14 protein-coding genes are annotated in these 16,891 nt (G+C 59.8%); 12 read left to right on the forward strand and 2 right to left on the reverse strand.

The genetic code is table 11. The features are described 5' to 3' along the window. Positions 1-104: 104 nt before the first annotated feature. Positions 105-2,240, reverse strand: a complete 2,136-nt coding sequence (locus ACL2XG_RS18320; RefSeq protein WP_410013230.1) for an IgaA/UmoB family intracellular growth attenuator — start codon at positions 2,238-2,240, stop codon at positions 105-107. A 422-nt stretch (positions 2,241-2,662) separates the two neighbouring features. Between ACL2XG_RS18320 and nudE the strand changes: the two genes are divergently transcribed. Continuing rightward, positions 2,663-3,214, forward strand: a complete 552-nt coding sequence (gene nudE / locus ACL2XG_RS18325; RefSeq protein ID WP_410013231.1) for an ADP compounds hydrolase NudE — start codon at positions 2,663-2,665, stop codon at positions 3,212-3,214. A 714-nt stretch (positions 3,215-3,928) separates the two neighbouring features. Here nudE and mrcA read toward each other — a convergent pair. After that, a complete protein-coding gene (gene mrcA, locus ACL2XG_RS18330; RefSeq protein ID WP_410013232.1) occupies positions 3,929-6,490 on the reverse strand; it encodes a peptidoglycan glycosyltransferase/peptidoglycan DD-transpeptidase MrcA in 2,562 nt (853 codons plus the stop codon). 129 nt (positions 6,491-6,619) lie between these two features. Here mrcA and pilM point away from each other — a divergent pair, with 129 nt between their 5' ends. The 11 genes from pilM to trpS all read left to right on the forward strand — a co-directional run bounded on the left by pilM (position 6,620) and on the right by trpS (position 16,874). Next, on the forward strand, positions 6,620-7,456 hold the full coding sequence (pilM, locus tag ACL2XG_RS18335; RefSeq protein WP_413721577.1) for a pilus assembly protein PilM: 837 nt from the start codon (positions 6,620-6,622) through the stop codon (positions 7,454-7,456). Beyond that, positions 7,456-8,010, forward strand: coding sequence for a PilN domain-containing protein (locus ACL2XG_RS18340; RefSeq protein WP_413721576.1), 555 nt, complete (start codon positions 7,456-7,458; stop codon positions 8,008-8,010). Before pilM ends, ACL2XG_RS18340 begins: the two co-directional genes overlap by 1 nt. Further along, positions 7,997-8,932 (forward strand): hypothetical protein, encoded by a 936-nt coding sequence (locus tag ACL2XG_RS18345; RefSeq protein ID WP_413721575.1) that lies wholly within the window; start codon positions 7,997-7,999, stop codon positions 8,930-8,932. Before ACL2XG_RS18340 ends, ACL2XG_RS18345 begins: the two co-directional genes overlap by 14 nt. A 15-nt stretch (positions 8,933-8,947) precedes the next feature. Further along, positions 8,948-10,192 (forward strand): type IV pilus secretin PilQ, encoded by a 1,245-nt coding sequence (gene pilQ, locus ACL2XG_RS18350; RefSeq protein ID WP_413721574.1) that lies wholly within the window; start codon positions 8,948-8,950, stop codon positions 10,190-10,192. A gap of 335 nt (positions 10,193-10,527) precedes the next feature. Continuing rightward, a complete protein-coding gene (gene aroK / locus ACL2XG_RS18355) occupies positions 10,528-11,049 on the forward strand; it encodes a shikimate kinase AroK (RefSeq protein ID WP_131866394.1) in 522 nt (173 codons plus the stop codon). 41 nt (positions 11,050-11,090) lie between these two features. Then, complete coding sequence (gene aroB, locus ACL2XG_RS18360; RefSeq protein ID WP_413721573.1) at positions 11,091-12,176, forward strand: 3-dehydroquinate synthase; 1,086 nt, start codon at positions 11,091-11,093, stop codon at positions 12,174-12,176. A 121-nt stretch (positions 12,177-12,297) separates the two neighbouring features. Continuing rightward, the gene (locus ACL2XG_RS18365) at positions 12,298-13,500 is read left to right on the forward strand and encodes an SPOR domain-containing protein (protein WP_413723559.1); all 1,203 of its coding nucleotides are present in this window, start codon (positions 12,298-12,300) and stop codon (positions 13,498-13,500) included. Between the two features lie 83 nt (positions 13,501-13,583). After that, positions 13,584-14,423 (forward strand): adenine-specific DNA-methyltransferase, encoded by an 840-nt coding sequence (gene dam, locus ACL2XG_RS18370; protein ID WP_413721571.1) that lies wholly within the window; start codon positions 13,584-13,586, stop codon positions 14,421-14,423. Positions 14,424-14,445: 22 nt separating this feature from the next. After that, positions 14,446-15,177 (forward strand): ribulose-phosphate 3-epimerase, encoded by a 732-nt coding sequence (gene rpe, locus ACL2XG_RS18375; RefSeq protein WP_410013240.1) that lies wholly within the window; start codon positions 14,446-14,448, stop codon positions 15,175-15,177. Continuing rightward, entirely contained in the window at positions 15,170-15,868 is a 699-nt protein-coding gene (locus ACL2XG_RS18380) for a phosphoglycolate phosphatase (protein WP_410016710.1), read from the forward strand. The genes rpe and ACL2XG_RS18380 overlap by 8 nt, the downstream gene beginning before the upstream one ends. Before the next feature lies 1 nt (position 15,869). Next, complete coding sequence (gene trpS / locus ACL2XG_RS18385; RefSeq protein WP_413721570.1) at positions 15,870-16,874, forward strand: tryptophan--tRNA ligase; 1,005 nt, start codon at positions 15,870-15,872, stop codon at positions 16,872-16,874. Positions 16,875-16,891 lie beyond the last annotated feature (17 nt).

Consider the following 16,891-nt stretch of genomic DNA (forward strand, 5'->3'; position numbering starts at 1 on the left):
TGTGCCGCCGGTATCAGGATACATTAGGGTATTATACCAGTCGTTGGCGGATGACATGCAAATTCCGTGCGCATGACGCGCCGGGCAAACCGGGGCGCCGCGGGTTAACGCAGCGTTTTTAATGCCACGGTGGGCAGGTGGGTATTAAAACAGCTTTCATAATAACGCTGAATATCCTGGGCGCGATGCCGGCTTTTGCCCAGGCGGCGGATCAGCAGTACGGCGTTGACCAATGCGATGATAATCAACAGGAAAAGCAGTACGCTGGTGCCAAGGTAGCGCCAGACGGTGATGACATCGGGTTCGCTGTGCAGCGAAATATGGCGGGTGCCGTTGGCGTCGACGGTGATATTGGTAATGACGCCCTGGGCGCGGAACGGCGTGTGCAGCAGCATGGCGGAGAGGCGCTGCAGTTCATGCCATTGCGCCAGCCCGGTGTAATCATATAAGGAACTGGCCGGCAATGGATGATCCACCAGTAATTTTCCCTCGTCGCTGTGGATCAGGAATCCGCCCGGCGGGGGACTGTTAAGGGCATTGGTCGCCTGGCGGGTCTCTCCGGTGAAAATGGACGAGGTGGCGCTGGTCACCAGGTTTTGCAGCGTTTCCGCGCTGACCGGGCGCAGCAGGACGTTGACGCCTTTGAGCGTGCCGTTGCGCGCCCGCTTTACAAGCGAAGGCCAATCCCGGCCGTTGGCCAGGTTGACCAGCGCGGTTTTCAGCCGGCCGCAGGCGCTGTCGTCATGGCAAAGGTCCTGCGTTTTCAGCACGATGTCCGCAAAATCATCCAGCAGTATCATGCCCGATTTCTGGATGGCGGTCGCCAGGCCTGGATTGATCTTGGGATCGTTATCCAGTTGGGGATGCAGTTGGGTATTGACGGTATTGAGCAATAATACCGCCTTATCCACCGTGTCGGACTCCGGCAAAGGCAGCGGTTCGGCGTTATTCCAATAAATGCTGGAACAGTCGAAAGGGACAAACGGTTCCCGGGCATCCGCGGGTAGGGCGGTATTGATATAGCACATGCCCGAGCCCTGGGCGTGCAGCGTATCGCCGATGCGCAGCTGCGCCTGCGCCAGCGTATTGACATCCACCGCCTGGATATTCTGCGCGCCTTTTAACCAGGCGGTGCTCAGCGTCAGCGGCAAGGTCAGCGGCACGTAGATCAGCAGCAGGCACAAGATCAGGGCCGAGCTGCACAGCAATACCAGGTTGCCGCCAAAGCGCTGGAGCGGGAAATGCCTCATTTCGTCATGCAGGGACAGATATTTCCCCTGGCGCACCACCTGGCGGTTGACGTAGATATCGACATCGGTCTTTTTGCCCATATCATGGCCGATAAAAGGCAGCCAGTGGGGCGGGTAGTTCAGGTCGATAATGCCGAACGAGATGGTGCTGATGCGGCTTTGGTCAGATTCCCCGAACAGGCCCCAGCGCTTGGGCGTGCCGCGCAGGCAGTGCACATCCCGCAGCGCGCTCTCGGCCGGCCGGCGCAACAGCCGCCAGCCGCCCCAACCCATCAGCACGCCGGCGACGGCCACCAGCCATGGCACGGCCAGCACCGGCGCCAGCAGGCTGACAAACAGCAATAATAGCGCCACGCTCAGCAAGGCGGCCTCATAGATGCCCTTCGGCCGGCTGAGCGCATATTCCTCGGGGGTTTCCTTGCGGATGTTCAGCAATTCGACCTGCTCGGTTTCCTGCTCGCGCATGGACGAGTTCGGTACTAACTGCGGCGGGCTGGGCGCTTGCGGGTCGGCGGACATGTAATCCACCAGCGAGTGGCCGTTGAGCGCAATCACCAAGGGGATCCCGGCGGTTTTTATCAGTTCGACATGATTTTCGTCGGCAATATACTGTTCCCAGAGCGGGGGGAGGTGCACTTCGGTACTGTCGAGGAAATAGCGCCACTTATGGGGCGCGTCGGTGGCCAAGCCATAACGGGTGATGGCATGGGTGACCGCATAGATATTCTCGCTTTGCGGGGTTAACGCCAGGGTCTCCGCCACCGGCGCGGGGGGCGAGGCCAGGGGCAAGCTATACTGGAGGTGTTTATTCAGCTGGAAATAGTGTTCGATGGCCTCGCGTTCCTGCGGGGCCAGTTTGCGGGGCAAGGGTTGCAGCGACGGCATGCGCTTTATCGGCGCGGGGATGTGGCGCCGGCGGTAGGCCCGGTAAGCGGATAACGCGATCGCACAGGTCAACAGTAAGGCCAATACAATGACTATTGTGCTCATGCCATCCCCATCGAAACACGAAAAAACGACGATACATCGATAATATGATACGCATCCGGCAAGCGGCGTGACGCCACGCTCGTCATAGAGAAACGAACACTCGATTGTTTGATTGACAGCCGCGCGGGAAAAAAAACGTGACAACTATCAACGCTAATCTCAGGGTAGCAATCCATTCTTTAGCGACATATCGGTATTTTCCTATTTTAATCCCAATTCTTTTCTTTTACTTGCCATGCTATAACTAATTGCATCCGTTTTACCCGGCCTCGCGTTGGCGGAATGGCAGGTAAAGATCGGGTTAGCCGGCGCGAAAACGGCGCCGCTGGCGGGCGGGGGATTTAACGCGGATGCCCTGATCCTGTTGTTTGCGCGCATAGGCGGTTATGCTGTGACATGTATTTTGTCTGCTCGGGACCATTATGGATAAGCATCTGCAAAAACCAAAAATTCATAAAGTTGAAACCGTGGCGCGCTCCCGATTGTTTAATGTAGAAACCGTCGACCTCGAGTTCAGCAATGGGGCGCGGCGGATTTATGAAAGGATGCAGCCGTCCGATCGGGAGGCGGTGATGATCGTACCGATAATCGATGATCATCTGGTGTTGATCCGTGAGTATGCGGTGGGCATTGAGGATTATGAGCTGGGGTTTCCCAAGGGGCTGATTGATCCCGGCGAGGAGATCCTGGAAGCGGCGAACCGGGAACTGATGGAAGAGGTGGGTTTCGGCGCGCGGCGCATGGATATTTTAACCAAGCTGACCATGGCGCCGTCCTATTTTTCCAGCAAAATGAATATCGTGGTGGCGCGGGATCTGTATGCGCAGCAGCGCGAGGGCGATGAGCCCGAACCGTTGCCGCAGGTGCGCTGGCCCATCGATCGCATGATGGAGTTGCTTAATGAGCCGGATTTTCGCGAGGCGCGTAACGTCAGCGCGCTGTTTCTGGCCCATGCGTGGCTGGTGCGGAAATAAAACAACCGGAGTCCGGTTATCCCTTTGGATGCCTGCTTTGAGTGCGGAGTTGGCGGGCATACCGCGCCATGGGGCGCTCGGTCGGGCGGGAAAACCACGCCCGATTCGACCCCATTGGCACGCTCTCCCTTAACACGTCTGCTTTGAGTGCGGTGTTGGCGGGCATACCGCGCTATGGGGCGCTCGGTCGGGCGGGAAAACCACGCCCGATTCGACCCCATTGGCACGCTCTCCCTTAACACGTCTGCTTTGAGTGCGGTGTTGGCGGGCATACGCGCCATGGGGCGCTCGGTCGGGCGGGAAAACCACGCCCGATTCGACCCCATTGGCACGCTCTCCCTTAACACGTCTGCTTTGAGTGCGGTGTTGGCGGGCATACCGCGCCATGGGGCGCTCGGTCGGGCGGGAAAACCACGCCCGATTCGACCCCATTGGCACGCTCTCCCTTAACACGTCTGCTTTGAGTGCGGTGTTGGCGGGCATACCGCGCCATGGGGCGCTCGGTCGGGCGGGAAAACTACGCCCGATTCGACCCCATTGGCACGCTCTCCCTTAACACGTCTGCTTTGGGCGCGGTGTTGGCGGGCCTGCCGTGCCATGAGGCGCTCGGTCGGGCGGGAAAACCACGCCCGATTCGACCCCATTGGCACGCTCTCCCTTAACACGTCTGCTTTGAGTGCGGTGTTGGCGGGCCTGCCGTGGCAGGCCGCCGCATTAGAACAGTTCGTGCGATTCGCCGCCGTTATCCGTCACCACGGTACCCACCTCGTGCACCACCCGGTCCCTCGGCTGCGTACCGTCGATAAAGTATTCCTCGCGACTGTTGCCGCCGCCGTCGGAGAGTTTGCCGCTGCTCTTATCGATGCTGACGGTGACAATGCCCGGCGGGGGCGTGACTTTTTGCTCCGGTATTCCTTCCAGCGCGACCTTCATAAAATCATCCCAGGCCGGCTGGGCGCTTTTGGCACCGCCTTCGCCGCCGGAAATCTGATCGCTGATGGCGCCGGACGCCGTGGCCCGGCCCAGGTTGCGGCGATGATCGTCGAAGCCAATCCATACGGTGGTGACGGTTTGCGGGCCGTAGCCTGAGAACCAGGCATCCTTGGAATCGTTGGTGGTACCGGTCTTGCCGCCGATATCATGGCGCTTCAAGTCCTTGCCCGCGCGCCAGCCGGTGCCCATCCAGCCGGGTTCGCCAAAGATGTTGCTGTTAAGCGCGTCGTGGATCAGGAACGCCAGCGGCGTACTGATGACGTGCGGCGCATAAAGCTGGCTGCCGTCAGCGGCCTGTTGCGCCGGGGAAACGGTTTCCAGGCGGGGCATCGGCACGGCGGCGTTATTATCGGGTTGGCGCGACACGGCGACGTTTTCCATGCTGTCATCGGACAGGACGGCGGATTTGTTGGTGTCGCCGTAGATTACCGGCAGGTTGCAGGTGTCGCAGACCACTTTGGGCTTGGCTGCAAACAGAACATGGCCGGCTTCGTCCTCGATGCGGGTAATCAGGTAGGGGTCGACCAGATAACCGCCGTTGGAGAGCACCGAGTACCCGCGCACCATCTGCAGCGGAGTAAACGACGCCGAGCCTAGCGCCAGCGATTCGGTATGCACGATATTCTGCGCGGGAAAACCAAAGCGCAGCAGGTATTCCGCGGCATAATCCACGCCCATGGCGCGCATGGCGCGCACCATCATCACGTTTTTCGATTGCCCCAGCCCCTGGCGCAGGCGGATGGGGCCGTCATAGGTCGGAGGCGAGTTTTTCGGCCGCCAGTCGGCGCCGGCGCCGGCGTCCCAACGGGAAATGGGCACGTCGTTAAGGATGGTGGCCAGGGTCAGCCCTTTATCCATGGCGGCGGTATACAGGAACGGCTTGATATTCGACCCGACCTGCCGCAGCGATTGGGTGACGCGGTTGAATTTGCTCTGGTTGAAATCGAACCCTCCCACCAACGCCTTGACCGCGCCGTCCTGCGGATTGAGGGACACCAGCGCCGAGTTGACGTCGGGCACCTGCGCCAGCCACCAGATATCGCCGACCTTGCGCACCCAAATTTGCTCGCCCGGCTTGACGACGTCCGAAACCTTGCGCGGCAGAGGGCCTTGCAGCGTATCGGTTTTAAACGCTCGCGCCCAACGCACCCCTGCCATCGGCAGGGCGACGCTGCTGCCGTCCGCCATTACGGCGGTGGCCTGTTCGGCGTCGGCCTGCGTTACCACCGCCGGGAACAGCGGTCCGTAAACCGGCAGCGTTTTTAAAGTATCGACGATATGCTTCTGGTCCCAGGCCATTTCACCCACCTTCCACAGCACGTTGCTCGGTCCGCGGTAGCCGTGGCGGATATCGTAATCGAGCACGTTGTTGCGCACGGCGTCCTGCGCCGCCAGCTGTAGTTTTTTGGTGATGGTGGTGTAGACCTTATAACCATCGGTATAGGCATTTTCCCCGTAGCGTTTCATCATGTCCTGACGCACCATTTCAGAGACATAAGGCGCCGAAAACGCCATTTGCGGCACGTGATAATTCGCCACCAGATCGCTGTTGCGGGCCTGTTCGAACTGTTCGCGCGTAATGAAGTTTTCATCCAGCATGCGCGACAGCACGAAATTACGCCGCGCCAGCGCCCGATCGTGGGAATAAAGCGGATTGAAGGTCGAGGGCGCTTTCGGCAGGCCGGCAATGACCGCCATCTCGCTCAGGGTCAGCTGGTCGACATTCTTGCCAAAATACACCTGCGCCGCCGCGCCGACGCCATAGGCGCGGTAACCCAGATAAATCTTGTTGAGATACAGCTCGATGATTTCATCTTTCGTCAGCAACTGCTCGATACGGATGGCCAGGAAAGCTTCTTTGATTTTGCGAATCAACGTCCGTTCCGGGCTGAGGAAGAAATTGCGCGCCAGCTGCTGCGTGATGGTACTGGCGCCCTGGGACGCATGGCCGGACATCAGCGCGATGGAGGCGGCGCGCATGATGCCCACCGGGTCAACCCCATGGTGCTCATAGAAGCGGCTGTCTTCCGTGGCCACGAACGCGTGGACCAGTTCCGGCGGTATTTGCTGCAGCTTCAGGGGGATACGGCGTTTTTCCCCAAACTGCGCTATCAGCTCACCGTCCGCGCTATAGACCTGCATCGGGGTCTGCAGCCGAATGTCTTTCAGGGTGGCGACGTCAGGCAACTGCGGCTCGATATATTTGTACATGCCAAATATCGAGGCGGCTCCCAACAGAATGCAACACACTGCAAAGATTAAAAAATATTTTACGAACTTCACCTGAGATTTCCCATTTCATGTCATTTGGGCAGTTTATAAACAACCGCGCGCTAGTATAAAGGTAAGCCAGCACGTTGGATACGTACTTTTAATGACGGACGATAACGAATGAGAAGGAGCTCGGCAAACATGGAATTTTGCACCTGGCAAGTGGGATTGGCGTTTGAAAACGGCACCGCGCGGGCGCTGGCGGTGCAGCGGCGGCGCCAGGGCTGGCAGCTTCGCCATTGGTGGCAGCAGCCCATGCCTGAGGGGGCTGAGGGCACGCCGTCCGCCGCCCTGGAGCAACTGTTGGCGGTGTGGCGCAGGCAACTGCCCGGACGCATTTCGTTACGAGTTTGTTTGCCGTCAACCGAGTTTCTGCACCGGCGCATGGCCGCGCCGGACCATCGCCTCGGCGAGCCGGAACGGGAGTGGTATATCACCGCGCAGGCCCGCCGCCATTTCCCCGCCGGCCGTGAAAAGCTGCTGCTCGATTACCGTGACGATCCGCAGGCGCCCGGCACGCTGCTGGTGACCGCAGCCCGCCAGGAGGCCGTGGCGCGGTGGCTATCCTGTCTGGAGCGCGCCGGTCTGGCTCCGCACGTGCTGGATATCGCGCCCAGCGCCCTGCGCTGCATGGCAAGCGCCGCGGGCCTGGCGCGGGACCGGCTGCTGATCCACGCTGCGCGCACGGGATGGCACTGGGTCTCGCCGCTGGCGCGTCCCCTGGAATTCGGCGTTATCGCCACCGGCGAGGCCGCGGCGCTGCCGGCGGCGCGCGGACTCATCCACCAGCGCTATCCTGATGCCTGCGGCAGGGGTGAGCCGGTCTATATCAGCAGCGACGCCATCTGCCCGCCGCAGACGGATGCCCTGCAATGGTCGCCATTTTCCGCCCTGTGGCAGGCGCATCCCCCGCTACCGGCGTGGCCGGCGGCATTCGCCATCGCGGGCGGGCTGGCCGTGCGCCGCGGCGATGAATAATGTATCAGGTCAACCTGCTGCCGTGGCGGCGCCAACGCCGGCGGCGGCGCGCAAGAATCGTGTCCCTGGCGCTGGCGGTCGAACTGCTGCTGGCCTCCGGTCTGCTGGGCCTGCAGGCGCGGCGCGGCCATGAACAGCTCGCCGAGCTTGGCGCACTGCTCTCACAGTGGCAACAGCGCGAAAAACAAATCCGCGGACAGCGGCAGCGGATGGAGCGTCTGCTGGAACGGCGGCAAAAGCTGGAAAACAAGCTGCGCGGCCAGCGCCGGGCCAACGCCGGCAACCAGCGCTACCGGCAGCTGTGGGATCAACTGCCGGGCCTGCTGCCGCCGGGATTGTGGTTAACCCGGCTGCGGCTGTGCGGCACAGAAGTACATATAAGCGGCTGCAGCGAGCGCTATGTGCATATCCGCACGGCGGACCGCCTGCTTTCCCGGCATCCTCGGTTCGCTTCCATACGCTGGCGACGAATCGAACAACAGGAAAACGGCCGCTTCAGCTTTGAGTTACAGGCGGCGTGGCCCGCCGGGGCGGCGGACGATGCCGGACGCTGAGGGCGGGTTCGGCCGCTGGATGGAGCGCCCCTGGCGCGCGCTGGCCCTGGCGCAGATCATCGTGGGCGTTTACGTCGCGCTGGGTATTTTGCTGGTCGTGCGCCCTGGACAGGACGCGGCGGAGTTGCTGCGCCAGGATATCGGCCATTGCAAAACCGTGGTGGCTGGGCAGGAACGGGCGCAGGCCGGCTTACCCGCTCCGGAACGCCTGGAAGCCGATATCCTGCGCTTACGCCGCCCCGTCGACGCCGGCGAAAAAATGCGCGGGGATCCGGCCGCCTTGGCCGCCGTTATCCCTCCGGGCCGGGGGAAGAACCTCACCTGGCGGGCGCTTGGCGCCGCCGGCGACCGGCAGCACGTTTTCGAACGCTGGCAACTGGTGGTAACCACGGACTATGCGCAACTGCGGCGCATGCTGCGCCATCTCTGCGACCTGCGGGGGGCACTCCCCCTGGAAACCCTTACCGTCAGGCGCCGGGGCGGGTTGCTGGAGGCAGAGCTTATCCTGTCTGCCATGCCCGGGACGGAAACGAAAAACGGGCGGCGGGAAAAGGCGCCGGAGGAGGCGGGGGACGATGACGAGGAGGCCGGTAACGACGGGGCCACGGCGGTAGATTACCGGGAGACGGCGTCCAGCCCGGGTTTGGCGGCGGAGGACCAGGAGAGGAGAGAGGCAACGGACGATGAACGGCCGCAGGAGCGCGATCCTTTTCAACCGGCGCCGCACGTTCAGCCGGGTCACGCCGGTCGGCCTGCCGCGGACGGCCGGATCGATCGGATAAAAGGGAAGGTGGGCGCGGGAGAGCGCTGGTTATTCTGGACCGTTGACGATCAGGGGCGCTGGCGCCGGTGCGAACCAACGCGCCCGGCGGGCAGGAAAGATCAGGAAGATCAGCAAGATCATAATGGAATCACCCGATAAAAAGGACGAGGCACAATGAAAGGACACGCGCGGATGGTGGGGTTGATCTTGTGTTTGCTGACGGTTGGATGGCGGGACGTCGCGCTGGCCGGACGGACGGCGGGCGGCGACGGCAAACCGGTGACGCTGGTATTTGACGACGCGCCGATACCGCAGGTGCTGCGCGCCCTGGCGGAACATCAGCGCCTGAATCTGGTTATTGCCCCGGACATCAAAGGCAATATCAGCCTTAATCTGCACAATGTGTCCTGGCTGCAGGCGGTGGATCTGATCGCGCGCACCGGCCGCCTGCGCCTGGAGCGCCAGGATGACGCGCTGATGGTGTTCCCCGCGCGGCGGGGCGAGGCGGACGGGCCGCCGGGTGAAACTCCTTTGCGCAACCAGTTGGTGACGCTGGAGCACGCCGATGCCGGCGAGGTGGCGAAAAGCATCGGCTCGATGCGCGGCGCCCTGATGTCCCCGCGCGGCAGCGTGATGCTGGATAAACGCACTAATTCCCTGGTGCTGCGCGATACCGACGCGGCATTGTCTGCGCTTACCGGCTGGATAAAAATCTGGGATCTGCCGCTGGAGCAAGTGATGATCACCGCCCATATCGTTACCATCAGCCGGGATAACCTGCGGGAAATCGGGGTAAAGTGGCAGCAAGGCGGCGGCACATCGCCTTGCGCCACGCGCCTGGGGGTCGATCTGCCCCTGAGTGAGCATTACGCCAGCATGGGGTTTCGCCTGGCGCGCCTCAGCGGCCGGCTGCTTGAACTGGAACTGACCGCGCTGGAGCAGGAAAACAAAGTGGATATCCTGGCCAGCCCCCGCCTCTATACCGCGCATCAGCAAACCGCCAGCATCAAGCAGGGCACCGAGATTCCGTACCAGGTGGCGAACGGTAAAAATAAATCACCGGCCATTCAGTTCAAAGAGGCGGTACTGAGCATGGAAGTCACCCCTAAAATACTGCGCAACGGCAAAGTAACCCTCAATTTGCGCCTGAGCCAGAACGTGCCGGGGCGGGTAATCAAACAAGGGGAAAATGAGAGTGTTTCCATCGATATGGAGGAAATCAAGACCCAGGTGACCATTGCTGACGGCGAAACCATTGTTTTAGGAGGTATTTTTCAACATCAAAAACATCAAACCCATGATAGGGTACCGCTTTTGGCGGAGATTCCGCTGCTCGGCCAGCTGTTCAAACGCCAGCGTGCGCACTATAAACAGCGTGAACTGGTTATTTTTATTACGCCGACCCGCATAACGGGGTAAACTTGATTGCCTCAATTTGGGCAAAATTGCGGTTTTAGCAACAAATTATGCGTTTTTTTCGCGTTCGATTTGACGCTGTGCACAATTTCGCTTACAAGGGTAACCCATTGAGCATCGCTGTTTTTGCGTCACCTGTAATTACGATAGAGATATCGGAATTCCTCCTTGCGGTGTGAGCATCGATTTAATCGGTTGCCAAACTACCCCGAGTGTTGAGATAATTTTTCGTCTGATTCTCGCACTATCGCTCATGAGGTTTCAGTTTAGGTCCCGCCGCTGATTTGATTGGCGGGGCGGGTTGTCATTAACGAATAATCTTAGTAATACCGAAAAACATGGCAGAGAAACGCAATATCTTTCTGGTTGGGCCTATGGGTGCCGGCAAAAGCACTATTGGGCGTCAGTTGGCTCAACAACTTAATATGGAGTTTTTCGATTCTGATCAAGAGATTGAGCGACGCACCGGAGCTGATGTAGGCTGGGTATTCGACGTGGAAGGCGAAGACGGCTTCCGCGATCGTGAAGAAAAAGTCATTAACGAACTTACCGAGAAACAAGGGATCGTATTGGCTACAGGTGGTGGTTCAGTAAAGTCACGTGAAACACGTAACCGCCTTTCTGCCCGTGGTGTGGTCGTTTATCTTGAGACCACCATTGAAAAACAGCTGGCCAGAACCCAGCGTGATAAAAAACGACCCTTGCTACAGGTTGAAGCCCCGCCGCGTGAAGTACTGGAAGCGCTGGCCCGGGAACGCAACCCTTTGTATGAAGAAATTGCGGATGTCACCATCCGTACCGACGAACAAAGTGCTAAAGTTGTCGCCAACCAGATTATCAATATGCTGGAAAGCAACTGATTTAGTGTGTAACGAGATGCCGAAAAGGTCTTAAGCACCCCATGGAGAGGATTACGGTAACATTAGGGGAGCGCAGCTACCCGATTACGATAGCGGCCGGGTTATTCAACAACCCGGCTTCTTTCATGCCGCTTAAAAGCGGCGATCACGTGATGGTGGTGACCAACGAAACGCTGGCGCCGCTTTACCTGCACTCTGTCCGCACGGTGCTGGAAAGCGCCGGGGTCATCGTCGACCAGGTCATTCTGCCCGACGGCGAGCAATACAAATCCCTGGCCGTATTGGATCAGGTTTTCACCGCGCTGCTGAAAAAACCCCATGGCCGCGATACCACGCTTATTGCGCTTGGCGGCGGCGTCATCGGCGATCTGACCGGCTTTGCCGCCGCCAGTTATCAGCGCGGCGTGCGCTTTATCCAGGTTCCCACTACGCTGCTTTCCCAGGTCGATTCATCGGTGGGCGGTAAAACGGCGGTTAACCACCCTCTCGGTAAGAACATGATCGGCGCGTTTTACCAGCCGGCATCCGTAGTTATCGATCTCGACTGCCTTAAAACCCTGCCGGCGCGCGAATTGTCCTCAGGACTGGCCGAAGTCATCAAATACGGCATCATTCTGGACGAGGCTTTTTTTGGCTGGCTGGAAAATCATCTTGACGACGTGCTGGCGCTTGAGCCCGACGCGTTGTCCTATTGCCTGCGGCGCTGCTGCGAACTGAAAGCGGCGGTGGTCGCCGCGGATGAACGAGAAAATGGTCAGCGGGCTTTGCTCAATTTAGGCCATACTTATGGGCATGCCATCGAAACCCATATGGGCTACGGCGTCTGGCTGCACGGCGAGGCCGTGTCGGCGGGCATCATGATGGCGGCGCATACCGCCCGTCGTTTAGGGCAGTTCAGTATGGATGAGATTGATCGCGTGCAGGCGTTGTTGACGCGCGCGGGCTTGCCGGTGGCCGGACCGAAAGAAATGGCCCCGGCGGATTACCTGCCCCATATGATGCGGGATAAAAAAGTGGTTTCCGGTCAATTACGGTTAGTGCTGCCGCGCTCAATAGGCCAGGCGGAAGTGCGTACCGGTGTAGCAAATGATATCGTATTGGCATCAATCGCCGATTGCCAGGCTTGAGTCAGGGCCGTTCCCCTTATCCCGCGAGCGGGAAAGGGGGGATGAGTTTGATTTAATCGCATTAACCCTCCCCACGACCCCCGGGCCGTGCGGAAATTATCTCTCAGTTGGAGAGTTTTAGATGGATGAGTTCAAGTCGGAAGACGAACTGAGACCCGATAGCAGCGATCGCCGCCCACCCCGTCAACGGAAAGGTCCTTCAGTTCCCAAAGTGGCCATGTCCAAACAGCATCTGATGATAGGCATTGGCATCCTGGTGCTGCTGCTATTGGTTATTGCCATCGGTTCGGCGTTAAAGGCGCCTACCCAGATGGACGCTAACCAGCAAAATCCGAACGTGGCGGAAAAGAGCATCGAACTGCCCGGTACGGCAAATACCGCGACCAACGATCTCAAACCCGTGCCGGACAGCGCCAACCCCGACGTCAATAGCCCAGGCAGTACGCCCGCGGCCAACGGCACCGTGAACGGCGGCAACGGCAATACCGCCGGTACGGTGAACGGCAGCAACGGCACCGCCCAGCAGCCGCAGACGCTCAACGCGCCGCCGGTTGCCGCCGCGCCGACCCAGGCGCCGCCGTCAGCCGACGGCAATCCGCAGCACCGCATCGATCTGCCGGGCAATATGGCGGACGCGCTGTCACAGCAAGGGGATCGGGTTAACGGCGTGACCCAGCAAGTCAACGGCGACCAGCCGGCCTCGACGCTGCCGACCGCACCGGCCACGGTGGCCCCGGCGGGCAGGGAACCTGCCGCCAAGGCGACCAAACCCGCGTCCGCCGCGCATAAAGCGCCGAAGACGACCGCCATGGTCCCCAGCGCCAAAAATTCGGCGCCGACGCATAACGCCAAGGCGCCCGCCGCCGTCCAGCGTGCGCCGGCCGTGGCCGCGCCGCAGCCCACGGCAGCACCCACCCGCCATACCATGGTGATTGAACCCGCCACGCGCGCTCCCGCCGCCGCCGCGCAGCGCGCGCCGGCAGCTACAGCGGCACCGGTAGCCACGTCGGCACCAGCCGCCGCGGCCGCCCCCGCCAGTGCCGGTGGTTCAATCCAAGCCGCCCCGGCGGGGTATTACACCGTGCAAATCAGCAGCGCTTCCCAGGCCACTACGCTTAACGCCTATGCCAAGAAGCAGCAGTTGGGCCAGTATTGGGTGTATGAGACCCGCCGTGACGGCAAGCCCTGGTATGTGCTGGTGAGCGGGGTCTACCCGACATCAGCCCAGGCCAAAAGCGCGGTGGCGCAATTACCGGCCGATATTCAGGCTAAAAAACCGTGGGCCAGGGAAATTGGCCAGGTCAAGCAGGATCAAAACAAATAAGTTCCTGAATTTAACCTGATGTATGGGTCCTAAACAGAGTACAATCCGCGGCTCTTGAGAGTGTGTGAGTAACAATCGACGGCATGAAGAAGAACCGCGCGTTTTTGAAATGGGCTGGCGGTAAATATCCGCTAATAGAAGATATCCGCCGCCATTTACCCGCGGGGGATTGCCTGATCGAGCCCTTTGTCGGCGCGGGGTCGGTATTTTTGAATACCGACTACGAGAAGTACATCCTTGCTGATATCAATAGCGATCTCATCAATCTGTACAACATCGTCAAAGAACGCACCAGTGAATTTATCGGCGACGCCCGGCTGATGTTTAACGCCGAGACCAATACGTCGCAGGTGTATTATGTGCTGCGCAGCGAATTTAACCTCTGTACCGATGCTTATCGGCGGGCGGTGCTGTTTCTTTATCTCAATCGCCATTGTTATAACGGCCTGTGCCGTTATAACCTGAGCGGCGAGTTCAACGTGCCTTTCGGCCGCTACAAAAAACCCTATTTCCCGGAAAACGAACTCAACTGGTTTGCAGAGAAAGCCCAGCAGGCGGTTTTTGTCTGTGAACATTATCAGCAGACCCTGCATAAAGCGGCGCAGGGATCTGTGGTGTACTGCGATCCGCCGTATGTGCCGTTGTCGACCACGGCCAATTTTACGGCGTACCATACGAATAGTTTCAATAACCTTGAGCAGCAGAACCTGGCGCGGATAGCCTACCGGCTGGCCAGCGAAGCGCAGGTGCCGGTACTGATTTCCAACCATGACACTCTGCTGACGCGGGAGTGGTATTGCGACGCGGTGCTGCATGTGGTGAAAGGCCGGCGCACCATCAGCCGCAATATCCTTGGCCGCATCAAGGTGAACGAGCTGCTGGCGCTGTATGATTATGCTGACCGCTCCGGCGCCATTGACTGACCATTAATGATTGGAGACGCGGATGAAAAATTTTTTAATCGCCCCATCCATCCTTTCGGCGGATTTTGCCCGTCTGGGCGAAGACACCGCCCGGGTATTGGCCGCCGGCGGCGATGTGGTTCACTTCGATGTGATGGATAACCACTACGTACCCAACCTCACCATGGGGCCGATGGTTCTCAAGGCCCTGCGCGACTTCGGCATCACCGCCCCCATCGACGTCCATTTGATGGTCAAGCCGGTAGATCGCCTGATTCCCGATTTTGCCGCCGCAGGCGCCAGTTACATCACTTTTCATCCCGAAGCCTCGGAACATGTCCACCGCTCGCTGCAGCTGATCAAATCCCACGGCTGCAAGGCCGGCCTGGTGCTTAACCCGGCAACGCCGCTCAGTTACCTGGATTATGTCATGGACCAGCTCGATATTATCCTGCTGATGTCGGTTAATCCCGGTTTCGGCGGCCAGTCGTTTATTCCCGGCACTCTCGACAAGCTGCGCCAGGTGCGCCGGCTGATTGACGACAGCGGTCGCGATATTCGCCTGGAAGTGGATGGCGGCGTCAAAGTCGATAATATCGGCGCCATCGCCGCCGCCGGCGCGGATATGTTTGTCGCCGGCTCGGCGATCTTCGGCCATCCCGACTACCGGGCCATTATCGACGCCATGCGTCGCGAGCTGGGCGCCAGCCGTCCTGAGCCGGATAACACCAGACCCGGGGATAGCCGCCTTGAGCGAAAAAACAGCCATGAGTAAGCTTTGCAACATCCGCGGACTGGCCTTCGACCTTGATGGCACCTTAACCGATACCGCCCCGGGGCTCAGCAGCGCGCTCGATCAGGCTCTCCAGGCACAGGGACTTCCGCCCGCGGGGCAGACGCTGATTTCCACCTGGATAGGCAATGGCGCCGACGTTTTAGTCGAACGCGCCCTGATTTGGGCCGGCGCCTCGCCCGAACCCGCGCTGTGCCGCGAGACGCGCGTGCTGTTCGACCAGTTTTACGCCCAGACCGTTGAGCAGGGCAGCCGGCTGTTCCCGCAGGTAAAAGACACGCTGGCCCGTCTGGCCGCCCACGGCCTGCCCATGGCGGTGGTGACCAACAAACCCACGCCTTTTGTCGCGCCGCTGCTGGCATCGCTGGGTATCGACAGCTATTTTTCGCTGCTGATCGGCGGGGATGACGTGGCGGCGAAAAAACCGCACCCGGCGCCCATCTACCTGGTATTGGGCAAACTGGGACTCTACGTTGAGGAACTGCTGTTTGTCGGCGATTCGCGCAATGATATCATTGCGGCCAAAGCCGCCGGCTGCCCCTGCGTCGGCATGACGTACGGTTATAACTATGGCGAAACGATCGAAACGAGCCATCCGGATTATGTCCTGGACCGTTTTGCCGATCTCCTGCCCATCCTTGGGTTGTCATCTACAGATAATCAGGAAGCGTAAAATGAGTAAACCCATCGTATTCAGCGGCGCGCAGCCCTCAGGCGAATTGACCATTGGCAATTATATGGGTGCGCTGCGTCAGTGGGTTACCATGCAGGATGATTACGACTGTATTTATTGCATCGTCGATCTGCATGCCATCACCGCGCGCCAGGATGCGCAGAAACTACGCAACGCCACCCTGGATCTGTTGGCGATGTACCTGGCCTGCGGCATCGACCCGGAAAAAAGCACCATCTTTGTGCAGTCCCATGTGCCGGAACACACGCAGCTGGGCTGGCTGCTCAACTGCTACACCTATTTCGGCGAGCTGAGCCGCATGACCCAGTTCAAGGACAAATCGGCCCGTTACGCCGATAACATTAACGCCGGCCTGTTCGATTATCCGGTGCTGATGGCGGCTGATATCCTGCTCTACCAGACCAACCAGGTGCCGGTGGGCGACGATCAGAAGCAGCATCTGGAGCTGACGCGGGATATCGTCCAGCGTTTTAACGCGCTCTATGGGCCTATCTTTACCTTGCCCGACCCCTTTATTCCCAAATCCGGCGCCCGGGTGATGTCGCTGCTCGATCCGAGCAAAAAAATGTCCAAGTCGGATGACAATCGCAACAACGTGATTACGCTGCTCGAAGATCCAAAATCGGCGGCGAAGAAACTGAAACGCGCCCTGACCGATTCGCAAGAGCCGCCGGTGGTGCGCTACGACCCCGTAGCCAAACCCGGGGTGTCGAACCTGCTCGATATCCTCGCGGGCGTCACCGGCAAATCCATTATTGCCCTGGAACATGAATTCGAGGGCCAGATGTACGGCCACCTGAAAGGGGCGGTGGCGGACGCCGTGTCCGGCATGCTCACCGATCTGCAGGCGCGTTATCGCCATTTTCGCGCGGATGATGCCCTGCTTAACCAGATTATGCGCGACGGCGCGGCCAAGGCGAGCGCGCGCGCGCAGCAGACCCTGCGCCAGGTGTACCAGGCCGTGGGATTTGTCGCCCGCCCGTAGTTGAGCATTGCTCGCGC

This window comes from Sodalis sp. RH24 (assembly GCF_047324145.1).
GTDB lineage: Bacteria > Pseudomonadota > Gammaproteobacteria > Enterobacterales > Enterobacteriaceae > Acerihabitans.

Excerpts from the sequence above, each read along its gene's own strand:
- ACL2XG_RS18320 (WP_410013230.1), bottom strand. The coding sequence starts at position 2,240 with ATGAGCACAATAGTCATTGTATTGGCCTTACTGTTGACCTGTGCGATC.
- nudE (WP_410013231.1), top strand. The coding sequence starts at position 2,663 with ATGGATAAGCATCTGCAAAAACCAAAAATTCATAAAGTTGAAACCGTG.
- pilM (WP_413721577.1), top strand. The coding sequence starts at position 6,620 with ATGGAATTTTGCACCTGGCAAGTGGGATTGGCGTTTGAAAACGGCACC.
- ACL2XG_RS18340 (WP_413721576.1), top strand. The coding sequence starts at position 7,456 with ATGTATCAGGTCAACCTGCTGCCGTGGCGGCGCCAACGCCGGCGGCGG.
- ACL2XG_RS18345 (WP_413721575.1), top strand. The coding sequence starts at position 7,997 with ATGCCGGACGCTGAGGGCGGGTTCGGCCGCTGGATGGAGCGCCCCTGG.
- pilQ (WP_413721574.1), top strand. The coding sequence starts at position 8,948 with ATGAAAGGACACGCGCGGATGGTGGGGTTGATCTTGTGTTTGCTGACG.
- aroK (WP_131866394.1), top strand. The coding sequence starts at position 10,528 with ATGGCAGAGAAACGCAATATCTTTCTGGTTGGGCCTATGGGTGCCGGC.
- aroB (WP_413721573.1), top strand. The coding sequence starts at position 11,091 with ATGGAGAGGATTACGGTAACATTAGGGGAGCGCAGCTACCCGATTACG.
- ACL2XG_RS18365 (WP_413723559.1), top strand. The coding sequence starts at position 12,298 with ATGGATGAGTTCAAGTCGGAAGACGAACTGAGACCCGATAGCAGCGAT.
- dam (WP_413721571.1), top strand. The coding sequence starts at position 13,584 with ATGAAGAAGAACCGCGCGTTTTTGAAATGGGCTGGCGGTAAATATCCG.
- rpe (WP_410013240.1), top strand. The coding sequence starts at position 14,446 with ATGAAAAATTTTTTAATCGCCCCATCCATCCTTTCGGCGGATTTTGCC.
- ACL2XG_RS18380 (WP_410016710.1), top strand. The coding sequence starts at position 15,170 with ATGAGTAAGCTTTGCAACATCCGCGGACTGGCCTTCGACCTTGATGGC.
- trpS (WP_413721570.1), top strand. The coding sequence starts at position 15,870 with ATGAGTAAACCCATCGTATTCAGCGGCGCGCAGCCCTCAGGCGAATTG.